General features: G+C 58.1%; 14 protein-coding genes. 7 read left to right on the forward strand and 7 right to left on the reverse strand.

The features are described 5' to 3' along the window. Positions 1–442: 442 nt before the first annotated feature. From pfkA to elyC, 3 genes are all read right to left on the reverse strand, one after another. Positions 443–1,414 (reverse strand): 6-phosphofructokinase, encoded by a 972-nt coding sequence (gene pfkA / locus BN1139_RS05710; RefSeq protein WP_005336840.1) that lies wholly within the window; start codon positions 1,412–1,414, stop codon positions 443–445. Between the two features lie 149 nt (positions 1,415–1,563). Further along, the gene (gene tpiA, locus BN1139_RS05715) at positions 1,564–2,319 is read right to left on the reverse strand and encodes a triose-phosphate isomerase (protein WP_005336839.1); all 756 of its coding nucleotides are present in this window, start codon (positions 2,317–2,319) and stop codon (positions 1,564–1,566) included. A 135-nt stretch (positions 2,320–2,454) separates the two neighbouring features. Next, positions 2,455–3,225, reverse strand: a complete 771-nt coding sequence (gene elyC, locus BN1139_RS05720; RefSeq protein ID WP_005352299.1) for an envelope biogenesis factor ElyC — start codon at positions 3,223–3,225, stop codon at positions 2,455–2,457. 101 nt (positions 3,226–3,326) lie between these two features. On the opposite strand from elyC, the gene cmoM reads away from it, so the two are divergent. The 6 genes from cmoM to BN1139_RS05750 all read left to right on the forward strand — a co-directional run bounded on the left by cmoM (position 3,327) and on the right by BN1139_RS05750 (position 12,001). Continuing rightward, the gene (gene cmoM / locus BN1139_RS05725) at positions 3,327–4,103 is read left to right on the forward strand and encodes a tRNA uridine 5-oxyacetic acid(34) methyltransferase CmoM (RefSeq protein WP_041202711.1); all 777 of its coding nucleotides are present in this window, start codon (positions 3,327–3,329) and stop codon (positions 4,101–4,103) included. 100 nt (positions 4,104–4,203) lie between these two features. Then, entirely contained in the window at positions 4,204–5,538 is a 1,335-nt protein-coding gene (gene mukF / locus BN1139_RS05730) for a chromosome partition protein MukF (RefSeq protein ID WP_005345760.1), read from the forward strand. After that, complete coding sequence (mukE, locus tag BN1139_RS05735; RefSeq protein ID WP_005345759.1) at positions 5,519–6,238, forward strand: chromosome partition protein MukE; 720 nt, start codon at positions 5,519–5,521, stop codon at positions 6,236–6,238. Before mukF ends, mukE begins: the two co-directional genes overlap by 20 nt. A 3-nt stretch (positions 6,239–6,241) precedes the next feature. After that, positions 6,242–10,669 (forward strand): chromosome partition protein MukB, encoded by a 4,428-nt coding sequence (gene mukB / locus BN1139_RS05740; RefSeq protein ID WP_005352293.1) that lies wholly within the window; start codon positions 6,242–6,244, stop codon positions 10,667–10,669. A gap of 259 nt (positions 10,670–10,928) precedes the next feature. Next, positions 10,929–11,315 (forward strand): septal ring lytic transglycosylase RlpA family protein, encoded by a 387-nt coding sequence (locus BN1139_RS05745; protein ID WP_005352291.1) that lies wholly within the window; start codon positions 10,929–10,931, stop codon positions 11,313–11,315. A 158-nt stretch (positions 11,316–11,473) separates the two neighbouring features. After that, positions 11,474–12,001, forward strand: a complete 528-nt coding sequence (locus tag BN1139_RS05750) for a DUF6979 family protein (protein WP_005352289.1) — start codon at positions 11,474–11,476, stop codon at positions 11,999–12,001. A 36-nt stretch (positions 12,002–12,037) separates the two neighbouring features. Here BN1139_RS05750 and BN1139_RS05755 read toward each other — a convergent pair whose 3' ends face one another. The 3 genes from BN1139_RS05755 to BN1139_RS05765 all read right to left on the reverse strand — a co-directional run bounded on the left by BN1139_RS05755 (position 12,038) and on the right by BN1139_RS05765 (position 14,887). After that, complete coding sequence (locus BN1139_RS05755; protein WP_005352287.1) at positions 12,038–12,664, reverse strand: heme-binding beta-barrel domain-containing protein; 627 nt, start codon at positions 12,662–12,664, stop codon at positions 12,038–12,040. A 298-nt stretch (positions 12,665–12,962) separates the two neighbouring features. Further along, a complete protein-coding gene (locus BN1139_RS05760; RefSeq protein WP_005352285.1) occupies positions 12,963–13,166 on the reverse strand; it encodes a hypothetical protein in 204 nt (67 codons plus the stop codon). A gap of 479 nt (positions 13,167–13,645) precedes the next feature. Further along, the gene (locus BN1139_RS05765; RefSeq protein WP_005352283.1) at positions 13,646–14,887 is read right to left on the reverse strand and encodes an esterase/lipase family protein; all 1,242 of its coding nucleotides are present in this window, start codon (positions 14,885–14,887) and stop codon (positions 13,646–13,648) included. 212 nt (positions 14,888–15,099) lie between these two features. Here BN1139_RS05765 and BN1139_RS05770 point away from each other — a divergent pair, with 212 nt between their 5' ends. After that, complete coding sequence (locus BN1139_RS05770) at positions 15,100–16,104, forward strand: Wadjet anti-phage system protein JetD domain-containing protein (RefSeq protein WP_005352280.1); 1,005 nt, start codon at positions 15,100–15,102, stop codon at positions 16,102–16,104. Positions 16,105–16,145: 41 nt separating this feature from the next. Here the strand turns inward: BN1139_RS05770 and BN1139_RS05775 are convergent, their stop codons facing one another. Further along, positions 16,146–16,739 carry a hypothetical protein gene (locus BN1139_RS05775; protein WP_005352278.1) on the reverse strand — a complete coding sequence of 198 codons (594 nt, stop codon included), beginning with the start codon at positions 16,737–16,739 and terminating at the stop codon, positions 16,146–16,148. Positions 16,740–16,767 lie beyond the last annotated feature (28 nt).

The following is a 16,767-nucleotide window of genomic DNA, read 5'->3' on the forward strand; positions in this document are numbered from 1 at the left end:
TGGGCTGGGCTGGGCTGGGCGCGAGTAGCGATTTGCGTAGCCGGTGCATCTGCGTGAGTCATGTGAGTGCAATACGAGCACTGCGCCGGAGCATGGTTGGGGAAGATATCTGAATCCCTTCTGCAAGATTGAGATATAAAAAGCGGCGTATGACGAGGAGGCTGAACAAGCTCGTTTCAGGGTCGACAGAGCACAGGTCAACGCAATCCGGTTCGCAGTGATAAAACATTCACGACAATACCGGAACTCTGTTCGTAGGCTGAAGCCGGTTGCTGTGAGGAGGGGAAGGCTAGTGATCTGTAAGATGGCGCAAGGCTTGGGAATCAGGCAACCCTTATGGTGAGGGGCACACAGCGTGCGGATGCACCAGTGTGTGTAAGATATTAAAAAACCCTCCGATGGAGGGTTTTTGTCATCAACAGCCGATTAAAAGCCGCGTGGCTTAGAACAGGGTAGTGGAGAGGTTGTAAAGCTCCTGATCGAACGGACGCTTCATGTTCTCGATGCAGTCGATGATGTCGTGGTGTACCAGCTCGTTGCGCTGAATGCCGACGCAGCGACCACCGTGACCAGCCAGCAGCTGCTCAACGGCATAAGCACCCATACGGCTGGACATGATGCGGTCACGGGCAGTCGGGGCACCGCCACGCTGGATGTGGCCCAGGATGGTGGCGCGGGTTTCACGACCGGTCAGGGCTTCGATGTCCTTGGCCAGCGCGTTCACGTCGGTTACGTGCTCACAGATGGTGATAATGGCGTGCTTCTTGCCTTTTGCTTCGCCTTCCTTGATCTGCTTGAGCAGCTTCTCTTTATCGAAGGCTACTTCCGGCACGATCACATACTCGGCACCACCGGCAACGGCGGCAGACATGGCCAGATCGCCACAGTGGCGACCCATGATCTCGACCACGGAGATACGGTGGTGGGAGCTGCAGGTGTCGCGCAGGCGGTCGATGGCGTCAACAACCACGTTCAGAGCGGTATCAAAGCCGATGGTGAAGTCGGTACCGGCGATATCGTTGTCGATGGTGCCCGGCAGGCCGATGCAGGGGAAACCCTCTTCGGTCAGCTTCTTGGCACCCATGTAGGAGCCGTCACCACCGATGACGACCAGCGCATCGATACCGTGTTTTTTCAGGTTTTCGATCGCTTCGGCGCGCACTGCGGGGTCTTTGAAGGCAGGGAAACGGGCGGAGCCGAGGAAAGTACCACCACGGTTCACCACGTCGGAAACGCTGTGACGCTCCAGCTTGACGATGCGATCCTGGTGCAGGCCGAGGTAGCCATCATAAATACCGTAAACTTCCAGGCCATGATGCAAACCGGCGCGAACCACGGCGCGAATGGCTGCGTTCATACCCGGTGCGTCGCCACCACTGGTCAAAACACCAATACGTTTGATTTGTTTGGTCATGAGTGCCTCTGGATCTGAGTTGTCAAATACGAATGTTTAAATAGACAAGCCACTTTTACTATATCGGCTTTCATATGGGATACGGGGGCCACCATAGGAAAAGCGATACAAGAGAGGGGACGAGCCCCTCTCTTTGCCGTAATCAGCGATTACTTGGCAGCGCCAGCGATGATCTGGGAGAAGTCGTCCACTTTCAGGGACGCACCACCGACCAGGCCACCGTCGATGTCCGGCTGACCGAACAGGTCGGCTGCAGTGGCGCCAGTGACGGAACCGCCGTACAGGATCTGTACTTTGGCAGCAACAGCGGCATCAAAACCGGCCAGGTACTGACGGATGTGAGCGTGAACGGACTGAGCGATCTCCGGAGTGGCAGTCTTGCCAGTACCGATGGCCCATACCGGCTCGTAAGCGATAACGGCGTTGTTGAAGGAGGCGATGCCGCAACGGTCGATAACGGCTTTCAGCTGGGTCTCAACCACGTTCTTGGTCACGCCGGCTTCGAACTGCTCCAGAGTTTCACCGATGCACAGAACCGGCACCAGGCCGCCTTTCTGGATCGCTTCGTACTTGGCAGCAACCACGTCGTCAGTCTCTGCGTGCAGGGTGCGACGCTCGCTGTGGCCGACCAGAGAGTAGGTGCAACCAAAGGCTTTCAGCATGGAGGGGGCGTTTTCGCCGGTGAAGGCACCAGACTCGTGAACGTCAGCGTTCTGGGCACCGTAGGCAATCTTGCTGCCAGCGGTCAGTTGTTCAACCAGACCCAAAAAGATAACCGGCGGGCAGACGGCGACTTGCACAGAAGGATGAGCGGCAGCAGCCGGGGTCAGTCCTTTGATCAGAGCTTCTACAGAAGCCTTGGTGCCGTTCAGTTTCCAGTTACCCATTACCAGGTGCTGTCTCATCTTGTATATCTCCTAGGCATTTGATTGCGCGACATTATATGAATTGAACCGAGCCCAAGATAGCTGACCCGGCGGCAAATGACGTAATTTTTTTTCGCTTTCCTGATCCAAATCAGGAATGAAACGCTTGATCGCTCATTCGTTAACCTGCCCCCGCAAGCGAGCCCACCATACCCCAATCCATTCGTGGATGGCAGCTTCGGAATACATCAGATAACGCCCTTTGGGTAAATAACTGTAGAGCGGCTGGGGTACCTGGCTCTGCTTGGCGGTGTAGTCGGTGGGGGCCGGCACGGCCTTGAGTCCCTGACCCTGATAGAGGGCCATGGCACGTGGCAAATGAGTGGCCGAACTGACCAGCGCCACCTCTTTTCCTTTCAGATGGCGGCTGATACTGACCGCTTCATCATGAGTGTCTTTGTTGTTTTCAAACAACGTCATCCGCGAACGGGGTATGCCGAGACTCTCGGCCATCCGGGCATTGACCTCGGCATTGGAGAGGGTATCCCCCGACACATAGCCGGAGAAAACCAGCTCGGCGTCCGGATAGGCCTGGGCGAGGCGAACCCCCTCCAGAGTGCGAGCCAACGAGATATTGTTCTGCCAACTGCGCATCGGCACCGCCGGATCACTGACATGGCCGTTGCCGAGCACCACGATGGCCTCGATGTTGGGATGCTGGCTCGCCTCGAACGGCGGGAAGGTCTGCTCCAGCCCGCGGGCCAGTTCATAGCTCACCGGCCGCATCCCCATCAGGGCCACAATGAGCAGCGAGAGAGTGGCCAGCAGCTTGCCGGTTTTCTGAAATCGGGTGAACCAGAGCAGCAGCAGGGCGACCAGCAGCAGGGAGAGGGAGAAGGGGAGCGGCATCAGCAGCTGACCCAGCCACTTTTTAATCACAAACACGGCAGACACTTCCTTGAGTTTTCAGCAAATTCGGGATGTGACAGAATACCTCTCTTTTTTGGGATGGCCACAACCCTGTGGCGCTAATGTTGAGTTTCTCCTTGAAGCACGATCAGAGTTTTGACGGGCGCGCCGACAAGTTCGCCCGCAACATTTACGACTCCACCAAGGGGCGCATCCGCACCACCATTGTCTGGAGCGACATCGAAGCCTGCCTGGCCCGCCTTGGCAACCGACCGCTGCGCATCCTCGATGCGGGGGGCGGTTTTGGCTATTTCGCCCAGAAGCTGGCGGCCATGGGCCATCAGGTGGAGCTGTGCGATCTGTCAGCAGAAATGCTGGAACTGGCCCGCAGCCAGATCGCCGAGAAGGGGCTGGAAGACAAAATCCGTCTCATCCATTGCCCCATTCAGGATCTGAAGCAACACGTGACCGGTACCTTTGATCTGGTGCTCTGCCATGCGGTGCTGGAGTGGCTCGCCGAGCCGCGCCAGACCTTGCTGGGTCTGTTCCCTTTCGTCAATGCCGGGGGCATACTGTCGCTGCTTTTCTACAACCGTCATGGTTTGCTGTTCCAGAGCCTGGTGGTGGGCAATTTTGACTATGTGCGCCTTGGTCTTCGCAAGAAGCGCCAGACTGCGCTTACGCCCACCAATCCCCAATTGCCGGAGCAGGTCTATGACTGGATTGGTCGCGGGGGGCTGCGCATCATCGGCAAGACCGGAGTGCGGGTGATCCACGACTATATGCGTCACAAGCAGGATCAGGTGGAGAAGTTCGACGATCTGCTGGCCATGGAGCATCAATATTGCCGTCAGGAGCCTTTTGTTTCCCTCGGCCGCTATATCCATGTAATGGCCCAGAAGCCGGCCAGCTGATTGCTCGCTGTTCACGTCGATGTGAACCATGTTTTCGATGCTACCGGATGTAGCCGCGCGCACGATTTTGCGCCCAATACAACAACGAGATGACAACATCATGATGAGTACATCCCGTACCCTGCCAGAGCGTTCTTTGCCGGAGCTAGTAGGGTGGGTCAGGCAGGAGGGGTTGGCGTTGAGCCTGCCGACCGACCGGCTGGCCTTTCTGATTGCAATCAAGACCCTGTCCGAAGATGAGTCGGATCTGTCGGAGGCGGCGCTGCACGACGCCTTTGGCTATGTCAGCAGCGCCTTCGGCCAGATGGACGAGACCCTCACCGGTCGCGCCAACAACGCCATCAACGATCTTATTCGCCAACAACTGCTGTCGCGTTTCAACACCGACATGGTGGCGGGGGAGAGCCTCTACCGCCTGTCGCGCCTGGGTGTGAGCATCGTCGACTTCTTTATGGATCAGCGTCAGGTTGACTCCATCAAGCTCTCAATTCTGCTCGAACACCTGGCTGCCGAGCTCGACACAGCCCGCAAGGCGGCGCTTGAAACCAACACCCGCGAGCAGTGGGATGCGGAGGTGCTGCCGCGCCTCACCTTCTCGCTGGAAGAAACCCTGGGGCGCATCGATCTCACCCAGCGCGCTATGGATGAGCAGCAGAATCAGGTCAAAAGCGAAATCGCGGCCCTGCTGACCCAGAACTGGGTCGATGCCATTCACAGCTGCGAAAAGCTGCTGCACGAGACCGGCCAGACCCTGCGCGAGCTGCAAGATACTTTGGACGCTGCCGGCCACCGCCTGCAGGCGGGGCTGCTCAACATTCAGGAAGCGGCGCAGGGGCGCGATGACCTGTTTCACGTCGAGGAGCTGACTCACGCCTTGCAAGGTCGTCTTGACGTCATCACCAGCTGGGGTCAGCAGTGCATCGAGCTCTGGTCCCGCTACGACAGACACGTCCACAAATTTATCCGCAACGCCATCGACATGGACAAGAACCGCGCCTTCAGCCAGCGGCTGCGCGAGTCCATTCGCAACTTCGAGCAGCACAACTGGCAGCTGCGGGTGGCCGAAGAGCCCCGTCTGCTGGAGCTGCGCGACGAAACCATCGCCATCCACGACGAGGAGGTGACCGGTGAGGTGCCCCTCGAGATGGAGTACGTCGAGATGGTGGACATCAACCAGGAGTTGGCCGAGCGCATCGAGCGCTATCTGGCCCGCTACCCCGAGCAGGGGCAGCAGCTGGACTTGGCCGATGTGCTGCGGGAATACCTGCTGGACTACCCGGCTCATGCCCACTTCGATGTGGCGCGTCTTCTGATCGACCAGGCCGTGCGCCTGGGCCATGCCAGCGGCGAGCGCGAACTGCATCGCCAACCCGCATGGAAACCCATTAACCAAGCTGGATCCAAGGTTCAGGCCTATGTCATTGATCAATACTGAGTTTCCCTTGCCGCTGCGGCTCGCAGAGGCGATTGCCAACCCCTTGTTTCCGCGCATCGACACCGCCTTGCGCTCCGGTCGTCACATCAGTGCCGACGAGTTCGAGCAGCACTCGGCGCTGGTCGAATATCACAGCGAGCTGGAGATCTTCTACGGCCGCTATCAGGTGGAGCTGATCAAGGCGCCGGAAGGCTTCTTCTATCTGCGTCCGCGCCCGAGCTCCGACATCGGCACCACTGTGCTCTCCGAGCTCGATATGCTGGTGGGCAAGGTGCTCTGCTACCTCTACCTGAGCCCGGATCGTCTGGCTTCGGAAGGGGTATTCGCCATGGCCGAGCTGCAGGAAGAGGTGCTGAGCCTCGCCGACGAGAAGCAGCTGCTGCGGATGGTCAACAGCCGCTCCGGCGGTACCGATCTCGACAAGAAGAAGTTGCTCGAAAAGATCCGCACCTCCATGCGCCGTCTGCGCCGCCTCGGCATGATCACCGCTCTTGGCAACGGGGATAAATTCCGGGTCAACGAATCGGTATTCCGTTTCGCCGCCGACGTGCGCTCCGATGAAGATCCGCGCGCCGTCCAGCTGCGGATGATCCAGGAGGGTGAAGCCATCTTCCACGACGACGAAATGCCGAGCAGCGACTCGCTCTTTGATGATATCGAGGCGGATCTCGATGAAGAACAACTGGATCTGGAGGTATAACCGGTGCGAGGCAAGTTCAAATCCCTGACCATGGTCAACTGGAACGGCTTCTTTGCCCGGACCTTCGATCTCGACCAGCTGGTCACTACCCTTTCCGGCGGCAACGGTGCGGGCAAGTCCACCACCATGGCGGCCTTTATCGCGGCACTCATCCCCGACCAGTCGCTGCTTCACTTCCGCAATACCACGGAAGCGGGATCGAGCAGCGCCTCCCGTGACAAGGGGCTCTACGGCAAGTTGCAGCGCGGTCACTGCTATTCCCTGCTGGAAGTGATGAACAGCCGCGAACAGCGGATCTGGGTCGGCGTCCACCTCGAGCAGGTGGCCAACCGTGACAACAAGGTCAACATCACTCCGTTTGCGCTGGTGGATGTGCCGGAGAATCTGGCACCGACCGATCTGCTGCTGGAGAAGCTTGATGGCGGCAAGGGGCGGGTACGCGCCTTTACCGACCTGAAAGGGGCGGCCGCCGAGCTGGGGGCGATGAAAGTCGCCAAATTCAATACGGTGACCGACTATCACAACTTCATGTTCGAGTTCGGCATCACCCCGAAGAAGCTGCGTGACCAGAAGGATCGCGGCAAGTTCTATCGCCTGATCGAAGCCTCCCTCTACGGCGGCATCTCTTCGTCCATCAGCCGTTCCCTGCGAGAGTACCTGCTGCCGGAGAACTCCGGGGTGCGCAAGGCGTTTGCAGACATGGAGGCGGCCATCTATGAAAACCGCCGCACGCTGGAAGCCATCAAGGAGACCCAGGGTCAGCGGGATCTGTTCAAGAACCTGATCACCGAGACCACCCACTATGTGGCCGCGGACTATGTGCGTAACGCCGCCGAGAAGAGTCGCCTCTCCGAGCTGGCCCTCAAGGCGCGCCAGGAGCTGGCCGACAAGCGCCGCATTCTGGCCGAAGAGAAGCAGCGCGCTATCTATCTGGCGGATGAGGTGGAGCAGCTCACCAACCGCGAGAAACTGCTGACCGACGAGCTGGAGTCTGCCTCCGAGCATCTGGCCAAGGTGATGGCGGCGGTCAGTTTGCAGAAGAAGATCGAGATGTACCGTGCCGATCTGGCGGATCTCTCTGACAAACTCGAACAGCAGCAGGCGGTAGTGGAAGAGATCCACGGCCAGCTGCTGGAAGTAGAAGAGCGCAAGGAGCTGGCACAGGCAGAAGTCGACAGCCTCAAGACCCAGCTGGCCGACTACCAGCAGGCGCTCGATATCCAGCAGACCCGCGCTATCCAGTACCGTCAGGCGGTGCAGGCCCTCGATGCTGCCCGCGAGCAGTGCGAGCTGCCGGGGCTGACCGCCGAACAGGCGAGCGACACCCTGCACCAGTTCCGCGCCGCCGAGCAGAGCCTCACCAGCCGGGTGCTGGGGGCCGAGCAACAGCTGGCACTGGCCAAGGCTGCAGTGGCCGAGCACGAAGCAGCGCTGGCGCTGCTGCTCAGCATCGCTCCGGAAACAGTACGCGAGGCCGCCTGGCTCACCGCGCAGGCGCTGCTCAAGCGTCACATCGAAGACAAGGCTCGCATCGCGCAGGGGCAGGGGCTGCGCGCAGCGCTGGCTCGCCTCGAGAAAGAGAGCGAAAGCCAGAAGAGCCTCTTCAAGCTGCGTGACGAGCTGCAGCAGGCCTCTGGCCAGCTTATCGCCAGCAGCGATGAGCTGGAGATCTTCCTAGAAGCCCAGCGCACTCGTCAGGAGGAGCTCTCCGAGCAGCAGGCGGAGGTGAACCAGCGCCGCGCCAGCCTCGAGCATCAAGGCACCCAGCTGGGCCGTGATATTGCGGAGCTCACCAAGCTTGCGCCGCGCTGGCTGAAATCCTTTGAAAAACTCGAGCAGCTGCGCGAGCAGAGCGGTTTGCCGCTCGCCACCGCCGAAGAGCTTTCGGCCGGTATGCAGACAGTGCTCGACAAGGAGCGCGAGTTCGAGCAGGAGAGCAACCGCATCGCGGCGCAGAAACAAGCGCTGGAGCTGCAAATTCGCAACCTGCAGCTGGGTGCTGGTGAGGCGGATCCCCGTCTTGCTCGTATCGCCGAGCAGGTGGGGGGCGTGCTGCTCTCCGATGTCTACGACGACATCTCCATCGACGATGCCCCTTACTACTCCGCGCTCTACGGCCCGGCTCGCAGCGCTTTGGTGGTGCTGGACCTTGAGGGTGCCATCGAGCGGCTGAAAAAGCTGGAAGATTGCCCGGAAGATATTTACCTGATTCAGGGCAACCCCGACTCCTTTGACGAGGATCTGGTGGAAGCGGACGAGCTGGGCGATGCCGTGCTGGTGCGCACCAGCAAGCGTCAGGTGCGCTTCTCCCGCTACCCCGAGCTGCCGCTGTTTGGCCGCGCGGCGCGGGAAAAACGGATCGAGCAGCTCGACCTTGAGCGAGAAGGGCTCATCGAGGGTTACGCCAAGGCCGCCTTCGAGCAACAGAAGTATCACCGTCTCTACGGTCACTTCCGCGACTTTATCGGTCAGCATCTGGATATCGCCTTCCGCCCCGACCCGGAAGCCGAAGTGCAGGGCAAGCAGGCCGAGCTGCGCGCGCTGCAAGGAGCCATTGGCGAGTGCGACAAGCAGCTGGCCGAGGCCAAAGCGGCGGCCGCCCAGCTGACCCGCCATATCCAGCTGGTGCAGGGGATGCTGCCCTTTGCCCACCTGTTTGCCGAGACAGACCTGGCCGCCCGCCTCGAGGCGGCTCACGCCGATGTGGAAGCGCTGAAACAGGCCGAAGCCTTTATCGCCAAGCACGGCAAGTCGCTGGAAAAACTGGAAACCATGGTGCAGGTGCTGCGTCAGGATCCGCAGGATCTGGCCGCGCTGCAGGCGGCTTATGATGAGGTGAGCGACCTGCTGGCCGAGCAGAAGCGCCGTTGCTACGCCCTCGATCAGCTGGTGGCTCGTCTGCCGCACTTTGCCTATCAGGATGCACAAGACCTGCTGGGCAAGGCCTCCGAGATGAGTGAGCGACTCAAAGAGAAGCTGAAAACGGCTGAGCTGGCGGCCCGCACCGCTGGCGAGCAGCACAAGCAGATTGCCCAGCGCCACACCGAGGCGTTGCAGTTGCGCACTGCGCTGAACTCCAGCGTCGAGGCCAAGCGGCAGACCCTGACCGAGTTCGAGCAGGAGCTGGCGGCCATGGGGCTGACCCTCTCTGACGATATGGAAGAGAAGGCGCGCGCCCACAAGAAAGAGATTGAAGAGCTGCTGATCCGCACCCGTTCCCGTCGCACCAGCGCCGAGGCCCAGTTGCAGGTCACCAAGCGAGAGATCGAATCCCTTGGCGGCCGTCTCAAGCTGGAAGGCAAGGATTACTACAGCGCCCGTAAATCTCTGGTGGGTCACAAGGCGAGTTGGTCACGGGTGGTGCGCCTGGCGCGGGAGACCGATGTCGAGAAGCGCCTCAACAAGCGCGAGCTGGCTTATCTCGACAGCGACGAGTTGCGTTCCATGTCGGACAAGGCCCTCGGCGCCCTGCGGGTGGCGGTGGCCCACGACGAAGCCCTGCGCGATGCGCTGCGTCTCTCCGAGGGTAATCGCAGCACCGAGCAGAAGGTGGCCTTCTACGTGCAGGTTTACCGTTACCTCAAGGATCGCATCCGCAACGACATCATCCGCTCCGATGATCCGGTCGAGGCGATCGAGGAGATGGAGATCGAGCTGGCCCGTCTGGCTGACGAGCTCAAGCAGCGGGAAACCCATCTGTCGCTCTCCTCTCACGAGGTGGCGGCCAAGATCACCAACATCATCCGCCGCGAGCAGAACCGCATCCGGGTGCTCAACCAGGGCTTGCAAAACATCGCCTTTGGTCTGGTGCGCGGAGTGCGCCTCAACGTCAATATCCGCGAGGCCCATACCCGTCTGCTGACGGCGCTGGCCGATCAAACCGCCATGCACAACGATCTGTTCGCCGACAAGGAGCTCAGCTTCTCCGAGGCGATGGCCAAGCTGTTCCAGCGCCTCAACCCGCAGATAGAACAGGGGGATCGCAGCTATCAGGTGATGGGCGACGTGCTGCTCGACTATCGCAACTATCTGGAGCTGGAGATTGAGGTGCAGCGCGGGGCCGATGGTTGGTTGCGGGCCGAGAGCGGTGCGCTCTCCACCGGCGAGGCGATCGGTACCGGTCAGGCCATCCTGCTGATGGTGCTGATCAGTTGGGAGGAGGAGTCCCGCCGTCTGCGCGGCAAGGATATCGCCCCCTGCCGTCTGTTGTTCCTCGACGAAGCGGCCCGTCTGGATGGCAAATCCATCGCCACCCTGTTCGAGCTGTGCGAGCGGCAGGATATGCAGCTGCTTATCGCGGCGCCCGAGAACATCAGCCCCGAGAAGGGCACCACCTACAAGCTCATCCGCAAGGTACAGGGCAAGCACGAGCATGTGCATGTGGTAGGCCTGCGCGGCTTCGGCTTTGCCGATGACAAGCTGATCGCCTGAGAAGTCTCTGGCTCATCCCGGCACAGGATGACCGGTAACTAGTTGAAAGGGAGGCATTTGCCTCCCTTTTTACATGGAAGATATGGCAAAGTAGCCGCACGGTCGCTGCTGCCGTACAACAAGGCGAGTAACATGGTGAGTGCCTTGGAGCTATGGCAAGGTGAGATCTACCGCCTGCAAACGTGTCGCAAGCGTCACCTGCCGTATCGAAGAAGAAAAATTGCGCATAGCGAAAAGAAGAAGAGAGGAGAGGGGAAAGGTGCAACATATCCAGAAAGGGCTGCTGTTATCTCTTTGCCTACTGTTGGCGGCCTGTAGCAGCCGTTATGACGAGAGCCACGGCGGCAGCTGGCGCGGCTATAGCGAAACCGGCTATGCCAGCTATTATGCCGACCGTTATCATGGCAAAAAGACCGCCAGCGGCGAGATCTATCGCAACAACCTCAATAGCGCCGCCCATATGGAATTGCCCTTTGGCGCCATGGTGCGGGTCACCAACCTCGCCAACGGCAAGAGCGTAGTGGTCAAGGTCAATGACCGTGGCGCCTTTAAAAAAGGGCGTATTATCGATCTCTCCAAATCGGCTTTTAGCACCATCGGCAATATTCGTGACGGGATTATCAAAGTAAAAATAGAGGTGCTCTAGGCTGGGTGAACCCGTTTATACACGAAAATGGATGTTGATGAATGATATTGGCAGGCTGACATCGACCAGTCAGCCTTTCGGTGGATAAAGATATAACATTGATATGGATCAATATTTAATTCAGCTAAAAATGGATTTGTTATCAATGGAAAAAATCGATGATCGTGATTGATATTTATTTTAGCTTATCTCGCCTGTTCGGCCTTACTATGGGGCAAAAGGAGGGGTTAGTGATGATTATCTATGGTAAATATGGTGGTGCAGCGCTGAGAGCTGTTCATCTGATGGTGCAGAATAATTATGGGCATGCCACCGCCTGGGATATGGCTATTGCTGAAGCATTTGGTGGTGATATCAGTACAGGAAAATTCAAAAATAATCCAAAGGTAACTTTTTTGACTCTTTGCAGTCTTGGTTGTATCAGTTGCATCATGCCAGTTCATTATGTAGCTGCGACCAAAACCAGAGCATATGTGTTAGCTGCCATTGATTTATTGTCACACAAGGATATTACCAAGCCGATCAATCCCGAGCAGTTATGGCTGGAGGTGATCTCGGCCTGTAAGAGCGGCAAGGTTGTTAAGCATAACAATCAGATGGATGTCATTCTGACACTCTGGTATGCCGGTGTGCTTAATCCCGAGTGGGATAGGGATGCCATCAGGATAGACTATCGACGAATATAAAAAAGCCAAGGTAATGAATACCTTGGCCATGAAACATCAATTGGTTCTGGTCAGGGATGCACTATCGGAGTGTGCAAATGGCTTGCCATACACCATCAGGTTGGTGGTTTGACTGTATTTGAGGAGATCTTTCTCTGAGAAGTCCAGAGTCATCGAGAAATCCGTGGTGGAATCATTAATGGTCATATAATTGCTTTCCGCAATACCGCGCTTGCCCGCCTTGAACTCGATTTTGTTACCCGCTTTGCCTTCAGTGACCACACAGACTGCACGGGGTATACAGTATGAGTTGTAAACAAGCTGATTAGTCTTGTCATAAATCAGATAGCCGCGTTGGTCATGAAATTTCCCATTATCACTTTTTCTGAATACTTCCTGCTTGTAATACATGGCTACCAGATATTGTTCGCTGGCATTTTTAGCATCGGCAGCCGGTTCAAAAGTAATGACTTCGTAAAAGGGTTCCACTGCCGGCCCCCCTTTGCCAACTTTGCTACCCTCCTGGCCGGGTGCTACATCTACACCACCAGCATCGGTGCTTTTCCATGTGCCAGCCAACTGAGCTAATGGACCAAAATCCAGACCGTTGATAATAGTGCTGGACTCTGCGTGAGCGAGCGTGGCACAGGTAATTAATGCTATGGGTAAGATAACTTTATTCATTATGATAACTCCATCACTAATAATGACTTGCGAATAAATATGTTCAGCAAAGTAATTGTTATAACGGACCAAGGATGTGGTCAATGATATTGAGTGATGGTGGTTCGTTTTTGTGAGGTATGATTTGCTTTTTCGTGGCTAAATAAATTGAATTTGATATAAGACAATGTTGTATTTTTTCATCGCGTTTCCTCAGATATATCGTGATAGAGATAAAGGAACATTGACATGATGCGATGATTATTATGTCAACAGCGTGAATATTTCACTCAGCCCCATCAATTGAAGGCGATAGCCACTAACTCTGCGGCACCCTGACCCCTTTATCGAGATAGAGGCTGCTGTAGTGGGCGCGGTGGGTGACAAACATCACCTGATGGCGGCTGCCGTCGGAGAGGATAATAAAATCCCCCGCCTGAGCGGGGCTTTGCAAGGTGATTTCCTGCTCGGGGGCGGTCAGGCGATCGACATCTTCCTTGAAGGTGAGGGTGTAAGAGTACATATGGCGCTCCACTGCTGGCTCATATCAAACACTCCGTTGAAGGTAGTTGCTGGCAAGGGGGCGCGCGGCGCCCGATTGGCGCTGTTAGACCAAATAGCGGTGATGAGAACGCGTATGGCTTCAGTCGGGTTGTTCTGCTGAGGTGCGCTTGAGGCGTTTACATCAAGGCCATTGGTATCAAAACGATGGTAAAGGGGCGAAAGGGGGATAAAAAAACCGCCTATTGGCGGTTTTTCTTATTCGATGGGCCCTACTTCAGGGCCTTCTTCAGCTTCTTGATCTTGCCTTCATGCTTGGCAATTTTCTCAAGACGAGCGGCGATCTTCTTCTTGATCTCTTTCTTGCTTGCTTTGGCCATCGGTGGCGCTCCTTTGCAGTGGGGACACATCAGATGTCAGTGTGGGTCTTCCCTTTGACGTCCCAGAGTGCCACAGGGATACCTTGTGAACCAGCACTCTGTTGCTTTAATAGCCAGTTCGCTATAACTGCAAGGGGCTGAGCCAGCGCAGCAGTTGCTGGCCAACCTGCGGGCTGGCCAGCAGGGCCATATGGCTGGTGCGATAGACAATCAGGGTATGGGCAGGAAGAAAAGCCAGCTGATGGCGCGCCTCGCTGTGCTGGCCGAGGGCGCTGCGTAGCGGCACCAGTCCATCGCCAATCAGCCGGTCGGCCAGCAGGCTGCGCTTGGCGGCAGTGGTCGCGGCAATGGCATAACAGTTGACGCTGCAGGGTAAGGGGAGTGGAACGCGGGGATCGCGCAAGGGCACTGCGGGGTTGGGTGGGGCGAGCGTCTCGATCGCCTTGCCGTGGCGCAGATCCTTGATGCCTGCACTGCGTAGCCGCGCCAGCCTGACGAAGGGCTCGCTGTAGGCGGTGGCGGGCAGCAACTGCTCCAGCCAGTGACCTGCATGTTCGAGCGGCGCGCCGTGGTGTGGTGTGCCGAGAAAGATCAGGTTGACAAGGCGTACAGGCCAGGTGAGCCCGGTCACGCCGGCATGGTGGCAGGCGCTGCGGGCAACCAGTCCGCCCATGCTGTAGCCAATTATCGTTATCTCTTTGAGCTCTCCCGGCCAGTGGGCGAACAGTTGCTCCAGCAACAGGGCAAGTTGCTGCCCGTTTTGTGTGATGGGCAGGCCCGAGTTGTAGCGCAGGTAAAGAGGCTGATAGCCAAGCACGGCGGCAAGTTGCTCCCCGTGATTGACCGGCTTGCCTTGATGTTCGGTCTGCCACTGCAGATCGTTCATGCAGAGGCCATGGATCATCAGCAGCACCCGTCCCTCGCGGAGTAGATCCTCCGGTATCGCCTGCCAATCGAGGGGCTTGCCCTGATAGCGCAGGGTCATGGGTGTGGCGAGAGCATTGTGGTGCTCGACCAGCTTGTCCCCCAACACGCCGTTGAGGGTGGCGATCAGGGCCGCGCGTTTCGGGGTTTCGGGGATCTGGTGGGGCGGCGGTGTGGCTGGCAGGCGGCTGAGCAGATGGTTGATGCCGCTGCTTAGGTTGTTGGCGGTGCCATGTACCCCCTTGTAGACCAGCCCGGTGATCCCGGCTGTTTTTCCCTCATCCCGTCCCTTGAGCCCCATACCGCTCAGTACCGCCTGATGTACCGCTTCGGTGATCTCTACCGCGGCGGGCAGCGCCAGAGTCAGCAGGTGCGCCAGCTCGCGGATATCCGAAAGATGCCAGGAAGAGGATGGCGAGGGGTCTGTGGCGTCGGTCATGGCAAGCCCTTGTGGAAGCGGGTATCGCGTTGTCGTGCCGCGAAGAGTGCAGCGTATCTCTATATCAAACCAGCTTGCGCCCTTTGTGGCGGGTTTACCAGTAACGGGCCATGCATGGCGGGGTTGATAAGAACCGCTTGCGAAGCCGGTCACGGTAATGACAGGGAAAATCACCTCTACTTCGTCATATGAAGCCACATGGAGAGGTGAGGATGTCGCTGTTTAATGAGGTGCGGGTACAGGATTTGTGTGCACGGTTGCTCGATAGCCAGAACGAGAAGGGCTGCTCCCTTGAGAGCCGGCATGGTAGGGAGTTGAAGGATCTGTTGCAGGCGGTGGGCGGGATCAAGCCGGTTGGCCGTGGTGCTCATTATGTGTTGACCGACGCGGGGCGGACTTTTCTGACCGGACAACTGGCACGGGCTGCGCCCCCCGAACCGGACAAGGGGGAGCAGCTGCAACGAATGGGAGTGAGTTTACCTGCACGGCTCAATCAGGCCTGCTTTTATGCCCTCTGGCATGGGGACAGCAAGCATTCGCGGTCAGCATCCCTTGCCGCGCCACAGCTTGTGGAATTGTCGCTCACGCAGGATGAGGTGATCCGCATCCGTACCCTCGAACCGCTCTCACTGGTCGATCAGCAGGGTCAGCAGCACGATATGACGGCAATGATGGCGCTGCTGGGGGAATTGGCGTTGCCGGAGCGGACTCTGGGCACGCTGGCGGCCATCGGCTGGCAAGGGGAGCTTGTGATTACGGTGGAGAACAAGGGGGCCTTTGTCGACTACCCGCTGCAACCCGGGCAACTGCTGCTCTTTGCCCCCGGTCGCAATACCACCTTGGCCAAACAGCTGATCCCGCTGCTGCCTGCAGGCGTGCAGTGGGCCCATTTTGGCGATCTCGATCAACGGGGTATCGATATTGCCATCGAGCTGGCGCGTGAGCTAAATCGACCGGCCATGCTCTGGCTTCCCTGTGAGCTGCAACCTTATCTGGAGCACTATGCCCGCCCTGTTCGCACCTTTGCAACGGACAGTGGCAAGGTGCCCTGGCGTGTGACGACGCAGGCTGATCAGGTTGATGGTCATGGCGCGCCGGCAGGCGTTCCCTGGCTCGATAAACTGATCACAGACGGGACTTGGCTGGAGCAGGAGGTATTGATTCTGGCCCCTCACTGGCGGAGCTGGTCATTGGACGCGATGGGCAATCAGGGGTGAAACGGGGAGCCCGCGCTCCCCGTCATTTCGTGGTCAGCTGCTTACTTGGCGTTGATGGGCCCCTTGGTGCCGGCATCATTATCGACCCAGCCATCTTCACCCTTGATGCGGCGATCCCCCTGAATGGTGTAGATGACCATGCCATCCTTGAACACCAGCGCGCCATCAGATTTCTTGGCATTGACCTTCTTGTCGTTGACCCACACCTGATCCTTGCCATCGATGCGGATATTGGCCACGGTGGCGCCGGTTTGGGGGAAGGTGGCGATCCAGTTGCCCGCATAGGGACTGGCGCTGGTTGCTGCGGCCGGAGCATTGCCAACACCGGCTGCGGCGTTCTCAGCCTTGGTTTTGTTGATATCGCAGCCATTAAGCTCGCTCACCTGAGTGCAGCCCGAGCGCTCCAGCTTCTGCTCATAGCTCAGATTCAGACCGCCCTCCGCGGCCGGGGCGGCCGTGCCAAATCCCGCCTTGGCATTTTCCGCTTTGGTTTTGTGAATGTCACAGCCCTGTGCCTCGGTGACCTGGGTGCAGCCGGATCGCTCCAGTTGCTCGGCATATTTGGCACTGATGGCTTGGGCAGGGGCTATACCGAGCAGGGTCAGGGTGATGAGCAGAGCAGCATTCCTGGACATAGATAATCCCTCAAAGATGTAAGTCATG

Origin of the sequence: Aeromonas veronii bv. veronii (assembly GCF_000820225.1) — a bacterium.
Classification (GTDB): domain Bacteria; phylum Pseudomonadota; class Gammaproteobacteria; order Enterobacterales; family Aeromonadaceae; genus Aeromonas; species Aeromonas veronii.

Coding starts and splice junctions, on each gene's coding strand:
- pfkA (WP_005336840.1), bottom strand. CDS start 1,414: ATGACCAAACAAATCAAACGTATTGGTGTTTTGACCAGTGGTGGCGAC.
- tpiA (WP_005336839.1), bottom strand. CDS start 2,319: ATGAGACAGCACCTGGTAATGGGTAACTGGAAACTGAACGGCACCAAG.
- mukF (WP_005345760.1), top strand. CDS start 4,204: ATGATGAGTACATCCCGTACCCTGCCAGAGCGTTCTTTGCCGGAGCTA.
- mukE (WP_005345759.1), top strand. CDS start 5,519: ATGTCATTGATCAATACTGAGTTTCCCTTGCCGCTGCGGCTCGCAGAG.
- BN1139_RS05750 (WP_005352289.1), top strand. CDS start 11,474: ATGATCGTGATTGATATTTATTTTAGCTTATCTCGCCTGTTCGGCCTT.
- BN1139_RS05755 (WP_005352287.1), bottom strand. CDS start 12,664: ATGAATAAAGTTATCTTACCCATAGCATTAATTACCTGTGCCACGCTC.
- BN1139_RS05760 (WP_005352285.1), bottom strand. CDS start 13,166: ATGTACTCTTACACCCTCACCTTCAAGGAAGATGTCGATCGCCTGACC.
- BN1139_RS05765 (WP_005352283.1), bottom strand. CDS start 14,887: ATGACCGACGCCACAGACCCCTCGCCATCCTCTTCCTGGCATCTTTCG.
- BN1139_RS05770 (WP_005352280.1), top strand. CDS start 15,100: ATGTCGCTGTTTAATGAGGTGCGGGTACAGGATTTGTGTGCACGGTTG.
- BN1139_RS05775 (WP_005352278.1), bottom strand. CDS start 16,739: ATGTCCAGGAATGCTGCTCTGCTCATCACCCTGACCCTGCTCGGTATA.